The sequence below is a fragment of the Clostridium sp. AF19-22AC genome (assembly GCF_003479085.1).
Classification (GTDB): Bacteria; Bacillota; Clostridia; order Lachnospirales; family Lachnospiraceae; genus Faecalicatena_A; species Faecalicatena_A orotica.
Genome location: NZ_QUGN01000003.1, coordinates 119236 through 132472 on the forward strand (window position 1 = coordinate 119236; position 13237 = coordinate 132472).

10 protein-coding genes are annotated in these 13237 nt (G+C 43.1%); all 10 read right to left on the minus strand.

What is annotated here, in order from left to right; genetic code table 11:
* Window positions 1-7: 7 nt before the first annotated feature.
* The gene (locus DWX43_RS04490) at window positions 8-856 is read right to left on the minus strand and encodes a LicD family protein (RefSeq protein WP_118619069.1); all 849 of its coding nucleotides are present in this window, start codon (window positions 854-856) and stop codon (window positions 8-10) included.
* Window positions 857-869: 13 nt separating this feature from the next.
* Window positions 870-1592, minus strand: coding sequence for a 2-C-methyl-D-erythritol 4-phosphate cytidylyltransferase (gene ispD, locus DWX43_RS04495; protein WP_118619071.1), 723 nt, complete (start codon window positions 1590-1592; stop codon window positions 870-872).
* A gap of 141 nt (window positions 1593-1733) precedes the next feature.
* Window positions 1734-3458 (minus strand): glycoside hydrolase family 25 protein, encoded by a 1725-nt coding sequence (locus tag DWX43_RS04500; RefSeq protein ID WP_118619073.1) that lies wholly within the window; start codon window positions 3456-3458, stop codon window positions 1734-1736.
* Window positions 3459-3483: 25 nt separating this feature from the next.
* A complete protein-coding gene (locus tag DWX43_RS04505; protein WP_330582229.1) occupies window positions 3484-4575 on the minus strand; it encodes an acyltransferase in 1092 nt (363 codons plus the stop codon).
* Between the two features lie 37 nt (window positions 4576-4612).
* A complete protein-coding gene (locus DWX43_RS04510) occupies window positions 4613-6994 on the minus strand; it encodes a glucosaminidase domain-containing protein (RefSeq protein ID WP_118619077.1) in 2382 nt (793 codons plus the stop codon).
* Window positions 6995-7062: 68 nt separating this feature from the next.
* Window positions 7063-9726, minus strand: a complete 2664-nt coding sequence (locus DWX43_RS04515) for a BNR-4 repeat-containing protein (protein ID WP_118619079.1) — start codon at window positions 9724-9726, stop codon at window positions 7063-7065.
* Between the two features lie 110 nt (window positions 9727-9836).
* On the minus strand, window positions 9837-10751 hold the full coding sequence (locus DWX43_RS04520) for a sugar phosphate nucleotidyltransferase (protein WP_118619081.1): 915 nt from the start codon (window positions 10749-10751) through the stop codon (window positions 9837-9839).
* 40 nt (window positions 10752-10791) lie between these two features.
* Complete coding sequence (locus DWX43_RS04525; RefSeq protein ID WP_118619083.1) at window positions 10792-11067, minus strand: HPr family phosphocarrier protein; 276 nt, start codon at window positions 11065-11067, stop codon at window positions 10792-10794.
* A gap of 16 nt (window positions 11068-11083) precedes the next feature.
* Window positions 11084-12376 carry a CdaR family protein gene (locus DWX43_RS04530; RefSeq protein ID WP_109729448.1) on the minus strand — a complete coding sequence of 431 codons (1293 nt, stop codon included), beginning with the start codon at window positions 12374-12376 and terminating at the stop codon, window positions 11084-11086.
* Window positions 12363-13235: a diadenylate cyclase CdaA gene (gene cdaA / locus DWX43_RS04535; RefSeq protein WP_109729449.1), complete on the minus strand. Its 873-nt coding sequence runs from the start codon at window positions 13233-13235 to the stop codon at window positions 12363-12365. The genes DWX43_RS04530 and cdaA overlap by 14 nt, the downstream gene beginning before the upstream one ends.
* Window positions 13236-13237: the final 2 nt, after the last annotated feature.

Consider the following 13237-nt stretch of genomic DNA (forward strand, 5'->3'; position numbering starts at 1 on the left):
TACAGACTTATTCTTCTCCGAAGTCGATAATGTATGGTCTGTGATTCACGCGCTTATCCTCTGGTGGCATCTGCATATAGTCCCCGAAAATTCTGGTCAGCAGCTGGTCAGTATTCTTGGGAATATATACTGTAAAGTCCATAAATGGCATCTTCTTCATAGGATAAACATCACTCTTCTTCATCGCATTCAGCCAGGGTTTCGGTGTTTCAAACGCGGCATAACATTCCGTATGCCTTTTATTATACCGCTGTGATTCTTTCTGGAACCGGCGGTAAACTTTTAACGGTGTGATATGCAGCATTCTCAGTCCAAGCCGAACCATACTGCAGATGAATTCCGCCGCCTTCTTTTTGATTCCCTTATAAGGAATAAATGGGATTCCTTTTCCACTCAGGTACAACAGACGCCCTAAAAACCATGTCATAAAAAACTGATATTTCCTTGCTATCGCTCCATCCGCAAGATGATCATAAACGAAGATATCAATATTAATACCTGGAGTATAATCACAATTTTTCACATCTCTTGAGACAAACTTTGTTCCTTTTTTCTGAAAATGTGTAACCGTACATGCATAATTATGATTCGTCTCACAAGTTAGGAATTCGTATTTACTGCCAAGTTCCTCCTTAGCCGCTTTTGTAAAGCGGGGCAGGTCCTCTCTGAAGATTCCAATATCAATATCATCATCCCACGGGATAAAGCCCTGATGGCGTACTACACCAAGTGCACTTCCAAATATGATAAATGTATCAATCACATGTCTATCGCATAAATCCAGAACATCCCTTAATATATCCGCCTGAGTCTGCTGAACTCTTTTTAATGTTTCCTGATCATAAAATTCTTCCATAAATTACCACCACTTATTCATATCCAAAAATCTGTGAATTTTCTTCAGCTTCTACAATCGCCCGGAATGTATAAAAATCAGACGGCGTTGTTATTTTTATATTTTCAGGTCTTCCGATAACCGGATACAGAGTATATCCTTCTTCAGACATCATCGTGGCTGAATCAATCAAGTTATTGATTCCCCTGCTCCTTGCTTTATCATGCGCCTTAAGCAGATTCTCATAGACAAAACTCTGCGGAGCCCTCACGACTCTACATTTGTTTCTGTCGACACTCTGTACGATCTGTTCTTGTTCATCTACAAGCATCACCGTTTCTGTCGCAGGCACAACAGTCACTGCACAGCCTTTTTCTTTGGCTGCCCTGATATTTTCTGTAATCAGGTTCTGATCTATAAGTGGCCGGACTCCGTCATGGATTAAAACGATTGAATCTCCGTCCACGTCATGGCGCATTGCATCCAAACCATTAAAAATAGACTCCTGGCCTGTACTGCCTCCCGGTGATATCCATTTCACCTTCTTAATCTGATACTTCTCCAGAAGTTCTTTCAAATATCCTATCCACTCTGCAATACAAACAACCGAAATCCCATCAATCTCCGGATGCTTTTCAAAATGTTCCAGTGTGTATATAATGATCTCTTTGCCATGCAGGGTAAGAAATTGCTTTGGGCGTGTCTTAGTGTTCATCCGGGTCCCGGTTCCTCCCGCAAATATTACTGCATAATTCATTCACTTTTCTCCTTATTAAACCTGAAAAAATACATTTTCACATTCGTAAAGTATAACACTAATTTCTCTCACAGGCAACCGCAGAATACTGAATAAGAAAAAAGCAATGTTTTTTCGCAAAAACATTGCTTTTTTCTTACCTTATTTCCATTTTCCGGCATAGGTAACATCATCTTTTCTTCCATATAAGATAATCTTATCCGCACCTCCGCTCTGGATACTGTTTTTGAAATGATATTCGTTATCTCTTCTCACACACAGTGTATCCATTCCATTCCCATTCCAGTCACCGACAAGGATAGAATCTGTAGCATAACCATATGGGATTGTTGAATCCGCAGCTCCGTTCGATAAGCTGTTTTTAAAGTAATAGGTATTCCCTCTCCGAACACACAGTGTATCTGTACCGTTGGCATCCCAGTCACCCACAAGAACGGAGTCATTTACCCGTCCGTATGTAACCACTTTATCCGCCACACCCCCGGAAAGGCTGTTTTTTATATGATATGTGTTATCCCTTCGTACACATAGAGTATCTACTCCGTCTCCATTCCAGTCTCCTGACAGGACAACATCCCCGGTTCTTCCATAAGTCACCACTTTATCTGCCGGTCCGCTGGACAGGCTGTTCTTGAAATAATAAGTATTTCCTCTGCGCACGCACAATGTATCAATCCCGTCTCCGTCCCAATCTCCTACAAGTACCTCATCATTAGCATATCCATACCTGATAATCAAATCAGCACCTCCGTTACTCAGAGAGTATTTGAAATGATATTCATTCCCTCTTCTGACGACAAGAGTCGCCCCTGCCGTCTGCGAAGTACCCGGATTGCTGTCTGGTTTGTCATCCGGATTGTTATCCGGTTCATTCCCCCCACTGTCCGGGTTCATATTTCCACTGTCTCCATTCATCCAGAAATTCACATCTACATATCCATTGATTCCCTTAACCGTACCACTTGAAGTGCACTGCCACATATCATAGCTTTCCGGAAAATCACAGCTTGCATTATACTGTGCAACCCATTTTGACCAGGAGCTGTTATCGAAAACCGAACTGGTGAGATGATTCAGCCACCAGTGAAGATTTGCATAAATCCCCACCCGATATCCGGCTGCCGTTATTGTATCGCAAAATGTCTGGGCAATCTCCCCTTTTAATTTTTCACTTAAATTTGCTGTAGAATCATCTTCCATGTCAAAATAAACTGGATATGCGAGACTTTTCCCCTGAACCAGTCTCAGCACATGCTCTGCCTCACTCTTTGCCGCTGCCGTAGTTTTCGCATAGGAATAAATATAAACACCATAAGGTATTCCCAGCCGTTCACATTCGGATACATTATTGAGCCACTGCTTATCATCCTGTGAAGTATAGTTATTTCCAAATCCGCAGCGGATGATTGCATAATCAATCCCGTCTGCCTTGACCTTTTCCCAGTCAATCTTTCCCTGATGCTCACTGACATCAATCCCTTTTTTAACAGCACCCTCAATCACTTCACCTGCACTGTTCATATATACGCCATCCACCTTCTGCCACGCATACGGATACTCTGCTGCCCTCGATCTATAGAACTGTGACTTTTGAATCACCTCACCATTCTGGTACCTCCAACTGTTCTCCGCCTGATCCTGCTGTTCTAAAGCGTCATCAGCAGTATCTGCTCCCTGCCCGTCTTTGTTTTCATATTCGGCATCTGTTCCATTTAAATTGGTATTTTCTCCCATCTCTTCTGCAGAATTTTCCTGCGTTACCTGTGTCTGTACATCTGTTGCATAGACCGTGGTCAGAGACATTATATTGTTTGTCATCATCCCTATTGCCAATATTCCTGCCAGTATTTTTCCCTTATTTTTCAATTGTATGAACCCTCCCGTTGAAAGACTACTCTGATTTCAGAGAAAGCCTTGAATAAAATTGCCTTATAACCTTTGATAGATACAATCTGACAGCCTCTATTATGCTCCCCACACAAAATACTGCGGCTATCACTGCGGCCGAATACAGGATAAAGTAAGGACTCCCGGAATGGGTATTTCCATGAAATATCTTTATCCACAGTAAATTCCTAATTTGGGGATTATCATGAAACAGATAAATCCCAAATGTAGTTGCCGCAACCCTGTTTATAAACTTACTTTGTATATGCAGCGTCTGAAATGCCAGAAACATAAGGACTGCACATACTACCGTAACTGCACGGTTCATTTCTCTGACATTTTCGACCATACCTCTGAAGAATGGATATCTTGTACTCAATAAGTCAACAACGATGATAAGCACAAGCAGCAACACAAAACTACCAGCCGCACACAGCCGTATCCAAATCCTTTTACTTTCCATTTGAACCGGATAAAGTTTAATGTATGCTGCAATAAAGTACAATACAATAAACCATGCCAGATAGTTAAAACTAAATGACGCCCCAGTAAAACTTGGAAATATACACCATACGATAAGTCCTGTTACAACAAATTTGAAATGCATCCTTTTCCCCATGCTCTTTATGAGGCAGTTTAGATACGGTGAGAATAAATATAACAGAAAATATGTAGTAGCAAACCAGTATTCCCCGAATGGGATAGGCAGTAAGGCTGTTTTTGCCAACTGGATGGCATCAGTCACCGAGTTAACCTGTATTTCCCCCGTCAGAACCAGTAACACCGTGCAAAATGCTGCATATTCAGTTACCTGCAGTACTAGTTTCAAAAGTTTTTTAGGCTTACACTCCGAATTCACTAAAAAGTATCCAGATATCAATATAAACAGGTCTACTCCTAATCTGCCCCCACCGGACAAAATCTGAACCCATATCCGATTAAACGTAATTCCTGATTCTGTAAAATCAAAACCTCCATGTACTGAAAAATGATGCATAACAATTAATATCATCGAAATAATACGAAGCAGTTCAAAATTCGATGCCCGTTCTTTATTGCCTGCTATGCCTGCTTTTATTTCTTGTTTTTCTTTTATGTCTGTTCACCTCTAACATGACAGAAAAAAGTCAGAATCATTTCCTCCAAGTTCCTGCATAAGTAATATCATTAGTTCTTCCATATAGCACTATTTTATCTGCACCACCGCTTGAAATGCTATTTTTAATATGATATGCATTATCCCTTCTTACACATAAGGTATCTTTGCCATCCCCATTCCAGTCTCCGGCAAGAATCTTATCACTGGCATATCCATAAGGAATTGTAGAATCTGCAACACCACTTGTCAAGCTATTTTTAAAGTAGTAAGTATTGCCGCGGCGGACACATAAGGTGTCAATACCATCCCCATCCCAGTCTCCTACAAGAACTTTATCATTTGTCCTGCCATACGGGATTGTAATATCAGCCACACCGCCGGACATACTGTTTTTAATATAGTATATGTTCCCGCGGCGGACACACAATGTATCAACACCGTCCCCATTCCAGTCCCCGGCTAAAACCTCATCATTATCCCGTCCATAGCGTATTACATAATCCGCTGCACCACTTGACAGGCTGTTCTTAAAGTAATAGAGGTTGCCTCTGCGGACACACAGCGTATCTATGCCGTCTCCATTCCAGTCCCCAATGAGCACTTCATCATTTGCCTGACCGTAAGAGTATGTAAGATCTGCTGCACCATTCGATAATGTATACTTAAAATAGTAAGTGGCCCCCCTGCGCACTACTAACGTATCTGCTATCGTTTCTGGTGTTCCGCTGCCTGAACCACCGGAATTACCGGAACCACCGGAATTTCCGGAGCCGCCTGTGCTTCCTGACCCATTCGAAATGCCGGGGGCTGCATAATCCTTATTACCGGAAACTACGCTGACGTAATCTTTACTTACATACAGATACATAGAACCGAAATTATATTCACCGGAATTTCCATTAACGGCTGTTCTGCCACTATTCAGAACCGGATCACTCTGGACTTTGTAAAACCCGTTTGACTCTCCCAAAAGAAGAAATGCATGGCTTGACTGTGAGCCTGTCGTAAAAAGACTGGCAGAAGAAGCACTACTTTCCTTTCTGACATTCAAATCTGTATGTCCGATTCCATCGGCATTTTTTACGCCAATTGTATATTTATACCTGTCACTTCCATCGGAGTCCAGATTCCATGCAATATTAGCAGCTTTTTCGCCCCAGTACGGGTCAGATGCATACTTCACGTTGATCCCACTTGCCTTGTTTCCAAAAAAACTGCCATAATAAAGACTGTTATTCGGATTAAAATACCGTTTTGACATCCATCCTTCAGCAAAATTTCTTACGCAGGCATCTGGAGTTGTATATGTATTGGCACTTGCCCCCGGCGAACTGTCAACGGCATTCAAACCAAAAAGATTATTTTTCTGCTGTGCAATAGAGCTTTTCCCCCAGGCACTTTCATTTGCCGCCAGACCAGCCATCAACAATGCATTCACACCATATGCATTTTGATTGGTAACCATACTGCTGCCTATATTCCACATTTTAGAGGTACTGTCTGTCTTAGCATTGATTTTACTGTTCAACTGTGCCCCTGTATAAGTCGTCGTACTTCTAAGCGGAAGATACTGATAATAATTGTAATAAGGACTGTTTGGATTAATTGACTGTTTTCTTGTATTATTTTTGTAATCCGCAAGCATCACCGAATAATCTGTGTAAAAATAATGACCGTCATAACTGTAGTATGTTGTTCCTGTTGTCATATAGGACTGCTGCGGTCCGACCTTCAGTGAGCTAGACGCACCTGAATTCATATTTAAACATATTTTATGTACTATATTTGTGCCATCAGCGTAATAACTGCTGACTGTTCCCACACTATTTCTGGTGACAATCTGTACTTTGGACGCGTCCACAAGTCCCACTACACCACTGATCATGAACTTGACCTTACCGTTTTCAGTTCCAAGATATGCAGCATCCGTTCCGGATAATCCATACAGATAACCTGCTTCACCAGTTCCATATTCCGTATACTCGGTAACGTCACTTACTACCGTACCATTTTTCATAACCCTTAGATTCACAATGTAGTCATTCGCCGCCCGTGACCTATACTCCACTGACTTGACTGATGGAGATACATCATCTGTAATGTAATAGATATTCCCCTCTTCATCCATGCATTGAATCTCGACTGGCGTCACTGTATCTCCTGATGGAACCTGTTCCCCATCATTACCCTCATCCACATTATTTTCTCTGTTTTCAGTATCCTGATTCTCTGAAGTATCCTGCCCAGTCTCCTGTCCTGCATCCTGTGACTGGTCCTCTCCTTCCACACTTTCCTGCCCTGTCCCCTGCATTTCAGTGCCGTCCAGTTCTTCTGCAGACACCCTGATGCCTGGTACAGAAAATAACCCTATGCTAAGGCATAAACTGAGTGTAATTGCTAAAACCCTTTTTTTCATATACTCACCTTTTATCTCTAGTCCCTTCCGTGCTCACTGCACTAATCTGAACAGACATTTATATACGTCTATTCTTTTATAAATGAAGTTGCATTAATCACATAGATGTTTTCTGTATTATACTGTATCTGTCCCCCATCCGCATGATAGTATTCTTTCTGCAAAAAGATGTGAAGCTGTCTGTTTTTATTCCATAACTCAATATCGTAATTAGGCTCCCACTCCCCTAATGATGAAGCTGTAATATCGATCATTTTTTCTGTGGTAATTTCCATACCCTGCATACTTAACTTTGCAATCGATGACTTACCATCTCTTTCATCATCCCGGAACAGTACATATATATCGGCTTCATCTCCGGATCCGTTAACCAGAATCTGCGGCCTTCCACATGGCAGCTGTCTTGTACCTATTCCTGATAAATCAAAATTAGTATTTCTAATATCTGTATTATATATAATCCATTGTTCTCCCGTAAAACGGATAATATTGTACTGGACTAAACCATTCACACGCCAGTAAGAAATAATATATGGTTTGTTATCATTATCAACAGTCATAGAGGTCTGGTTGATGAGGGCACTGTCTTTCGGGATTTCGCAGATAACTTCGGATATAGATTCTGTAATAGGCAGAAGCTGTGCATCCCCCAGAGAATTCACAAAAGTGCTGCCGCTTGCATCTGTCGATACCGCATACGACATATTATAATTTGTTGTAACATTTCCGGTTTCCCGCCATACCCATGATATATGAAGTCTGCCCTTACTGTCAACACATGCCTGCCAATATGGAGAAATGCGGCCCTCTCCGGAAATCAGATTATCCTGAACCCTCTGCCAGGATCCTGATGACACACTGTATCTGTTCAACACAATATTACCGTTACCAGAGCTGCCATTCCTATATAAAAAGAACATATCTCCTGATGGCTGCACATAAAATTCAGGATATGTTGCCCGGTCTTCAAGGGTACCTATCATCTGAACCTCTTTCATTTCCATAGAATCCGGGGATACAGATTTGGCATACATCAATCTACCTGAGTGATGACTCCACGACATATGCAGATAGCCCGTACCATCAACAGCCAGTGAAACCGCGTTATGAGCGTCACTGATATCTCCTTTGAAACCGGTCCACTGAAATTCCCAGCTACCTTCATTCTGCCTTCTGGCAAGTACGATCGTGCCAAAGGAATCATAATAAGCACAATACTGTACCTGATTGCCTGCATTATCCGTATGTGTTGTCAATGCGCTCTTTCTAAAGGATGCACCGTTCACACAATTTCCCGCAAAAGCCTGACTAAGCTGGGTATATTCAAATCCCCGGGATAAATTAAAGCTTAAATCTTCTGCGCCATCTACTTCCATTTTGGGATTCGAAGACCAGCTCCCTGAATACGTAATATCGTTAGCCCGGCCATAAACTACAGTCGCATCTGCCACGCCTCCGCTGATACTGTTTTTTATGTAATAAGCATTCTGCCGCCTAACACAAAGTGTATCCCTGCCGTCTCCGTTCCAGTCCCCGGTTAGCACCTCATCCCCAACTCTGCCATATCTTATCTCGGAATCAGCAATACCACCCGAAATGCTGTTCTTAAAATAATAAGTATTGGACCTTCTTACACAGAGTGTATGCTTTCCGTCTCCATCCCAGTCTCCTACCAGTACATTGTCACCGGTTCTTCCATAACGGATTTCGTAATCCGCCACTCCGCCTTCTATACTGTTTTTGAAATAATAGACATTGCCACGCCTAACACAAAGAGTATCCTTTCCATCTCCATCCCAATCTCCGGCAATCACTTCATCTCCAACCCTTCCATAGCGGATCACGTAATCTGCCACCCCGCCTGTTATGCTGTTTTTAAAATAATAGAGGTTTCCCCGCCGAACACACAGGGTATCTCTGCCATCTCCATTCCAGTCTCCTACCAGAACCTCATCACTTGACCAGCCATATGTAACCACTTTATCTGCCACACCATTACTTAATGTATTCTTAAAATAGTATACATTACCTCTGCGGACAACGAGAGTATCTGATTTTTTATCCATTTCACCAGTTAATGTCCCATTCTCAAATTTCTGGGAAATGTGGCCATTCACTGTTAACTGCTCTTCAACCGGTGCCCCAAGGCTTTCCACTCCGCCACTTGATAGAAGAATATTCAATATCGGCTGCCGCACACTAAAAGTTCCCAAATCTGAAGTAACAATCATTGTATTTTCATATTCATAATACGCCGTCTTTGTCCCTTGTATCTGTCCTCCCCTGACCCATTGACCAAACTCTATATCTTTCTGATTTTCTGTCTTATATCTTTCGATCCTGTTTTTTAATGCAGCTTCAACCTCAATGTCAGCCGAAGCTGTCGGCAGCATGCCAAACCTGTCGGCATCGCTTTCTAATGTGGCAGGTGTAATGCCTCTCCCGCGCCCCCAAATAACCCTTTTATTATCATCATCTAGAGGGCTGTTCTCTGCAGGGTCTGTGACCTCTGATACTCCATCCTCTCCTCCATTTGGGGATGAATCATCCTCTGCATCCTGACTGTCTGTATCATTATTCTGATTTGCATTATCCTCAGAATCTACATGATCAGTGCCTTCTTCAACACTTTCATTCATTCCGGAAATATTGTCCACTTCTTCCGCGTAGCTGATATTTGAAACACCAAGCAGTAAGGCTGTAAGCAGACATGCACCTTTTTTCCACTTCATAATTTATTCCGCTGCCCTTTCATTTTTCCAGTTTTTACCGTTCCCACAAAAACGCACGAAAGCACATGCACCCTAATCAAGGATGCACATGCCCTCCATTATCACTCAACTTAAAATAACTTCTCCGGATATACTCCCGCATCGATCAGTCCCCTTACCGCTGAAACAACAGCTTCTTTATCTTCCTTATAAGTTACCCCAAACCATTTGTCTTTTGACTTCAGTACCCTGACAGCTATCTTTTTCTCTTCCAGCAGCTCCCCTATTATTGTCGGAAGAAGATATTCGCCTTTCAGGTTCTCTGGTTCTACTTTGCTTAGAAACTCTTCAAATCCACTCTCCAGTATATGGAAGAAGTCCGGCCTCAGCCCCCACATGTTCATGGAAACCGGTGAATTAACATCTATGCTGACTGCACCGTCTTCTTTCTGTACTGCGGCGCCGCCGTCTACCTTCTCTATATTGTGTGTCTCTACAATCTCTGTCAGCATTCCTGCTTCATTTACGCTGCAGATTCCTCTGGTCACCGCACCGTTATCACTGAGTGTATTTTTCAGGACGAAGCTAATCATGCAGATTTCCATGAGGTCTGTAGCAGCCTTGCCTGTCAGATATTCAAATCCTTCCCTGAATGCCTGCTTTCCATAGTAATCATCCGCGTTGATGACCAAAAATGGGCTGTCCACCACATCCTTGCAGCATAGAATTGCCTGTCCGGTTCCCCAGGGTTTGGTCCTCTCCTGAAACCGCTCTTTATATGGCTGCGGAATATCGTTTACTTCCTGATATGCATACCCCACTTCGATGACTTTTTCAATGCGGTTGCCTATTACCTCTTTAAAATCCTTTTCAAGATCTTTTCTAATCACGAAGACCACTTTGTCAAAACCGGCCTCCATCGCATCATAGATGGAATAATCCATGATAATCTCTCCATTCGGGCCTACAGGCTCAAGTTGTTTGATACCTCCCCCGAATCTGCTTCCTATCCCGGCTGCCATAATCACTAACGTAGCTTTACTCATTTTTTTCTCCTTGTTCCTTTTCCTTATCTTTTATCAAATCCTACTCTCCAAGACCATCCTCTACAATGCGTACCATTTCCTTCAGAGCCACTTCTTCATCCTCGCCCTCACAGACAATACGGATCTCATCACCGCTTTTAATACATGCACCGAGTACGCTTAAGACGCTCTTTGCATTCGCAGTCACATCCTCGGACTTCGACTTTTTCTCTACTGTAATCTTACTGCCATACTGCATGGCCGTCTTACAGAACAACCCCGCTGGCCGAAGATGCAGACCTGTCGGATTCTTGATAATCACTTTTTCACTAACCATCTTTGAGTGCCCCTCCCTATTGTTCTTCCTTTGGTTCTGACGGCTCTGTCTGTTCTTCCTTCTCAGTGACAGTTACCTTAATGACAGGCCTTTTCGTCAGTTTTACCTCATTTTTTATATCATCCGGTAAGGTTACACTTACCTGAACATCATATTTACCAGGCTTTGTATGGTTCTTCATGTCAATCGATACTGCATCTTCCATATCCAGCTTCTTAAGCACATCCTGTGGACCTTTAAACTGCATTTCAATCTCTGTCTCCGACTCATAGGATATCAGCAGGTTATCCTTCAGGTTATCCACACGAATGGATTCCACTGGTAATTCGATCGTTCTTGCATCGATTTGTTCAATCTTTACCGTCACGATGATGTTGTTAGCTGTCTCATCTACCAGTTCAATTCCTTCCGGAAGATAAGGCAGGATATCCACTGTTTTCTCAAACTTCCCGGTTGTCCCGGTTATATCAAGCGCATCATCCGTTATATCCAGAGATGAAATTTCCGCGAGTGCCTCCTTCGTGCCACAGACCTGTATCTTTTCAGGTTCACAGGTCAAACCGCTGAATACATAGCCATCCTCCGGTGTTCCTGTGACATTGAAGTTCAAAGCCAGATTTTTCGTATCAAGTACAGTCACATTTACTGTAACGCCTTCTTCACCAATGTTATCTGTAAGCTGGCTGCGGCCAACTACATTGCCGCTGCTGTCATAATATTCCAGCTCTGCCGGCAGGACCCCTGTCTTCGAGATACCGGAAACATCAACCTTCGCCACAGCCTTGTCTATACTGTTAACAAGCGACTCCGACCCCCTTACCTGAACCTTATCAGGATTCGTCGTAATCTCCCCGATGACATGCCCGTCACGCGGGGTGCCGGAAACACTGACTGTCAGGGGCAGTGTCCTTAATATACGTTTTTCTACCTTCACTTTTAAATTGCCGGGTACTGCTTCTGCAGTATACTTACCTTCATAACCCGGAATCGTCGGCGTAATCGGGACCAGGGTTTCAAACTGCATCTCGGCCATATCGGCATTGGCAACAATATTACTTACCGTGATCTTCGCCAGTACAGAACGTTTTGCCTTTACAATGACACTGACGGACTCTGTATCATCAAGCACCCTGTACGTATGCCCGTCGTTTGTTACAAGCTGTACATTCTGCATCGTAACCGGAACATTTCTAAAAGTGGCAGTCTCTACAGGGTCATCTACATTTACAACGATCAGCCAAAGGAGCGCGGCAAAAACAAGTGCCATAATCTTAAGTCCCAGATTGTTCGTAAACTTATACTTCTTCATGTCTCTGCCGTCCTTTCCGTATAGTAAATTTCTTCCCTTCCGAAGTTCTATACTGGATCTGGCTCAGCCTTGTCGCTAGATATTCCGGTGTTACACCTCTCGCCAGCTGTCCGCCCATTGCAACAGACACCTGCCCGGTTTCCTCCGACACCGCAATAATAAGGGCATCGCTCACTTCGCTCATTCCCAGGGCAGCCCTGTGTCTGGTTCCCAGGTCTTTGCTGATCTGCATATTGTCGGACAGCGGCAGATAACAAGTCGCCGAAGTAATTCTGTCGCCCCGTACGATTACCGCGCCGTCATGCAGCGGAGTATTGTGTTCGAATATATTAAGCAGAACCTGAGACGACACCTTACAATCCAGTTCAATTCCTGTCATCTCATATTCTGTCAGACGTATTGCCTGTTCCACGACAATCAACGCGCCTGTGCAGACACTTCCCATGTCAAAGCATGCCTTTACAAGGCTCTCCACTGTTTCATCGGAAAAACGCTGATTCTCTTTGTTCCTGTCAAACAAGTTAATATTACTCAGCAGGTTCTTTTCACCTAGCTTCTCCAGAGCCCGGCGCAATTCCGGCTGGAATACAACGACGGCGGCAACCGCCAGTACATTGATCGACTCTCTGGCCAGAAACAGGATCGTATGCATCTGAAATATTGCCGCGACCAGAATGAAAAGTCCAAGGACGATCATTCCCTTTAAAAGCATCCAGGCCTTTGTATTCTTTATCCACAGCATGATCTCATAAACGATCACTGATACAATTAATATCTCTATGATATCGGTCAGGTGTACATTTGGAAAGTACATATCGCTCACGTAATTTGAAAAAAAGTTTCTTATCCACTGTTCCATAC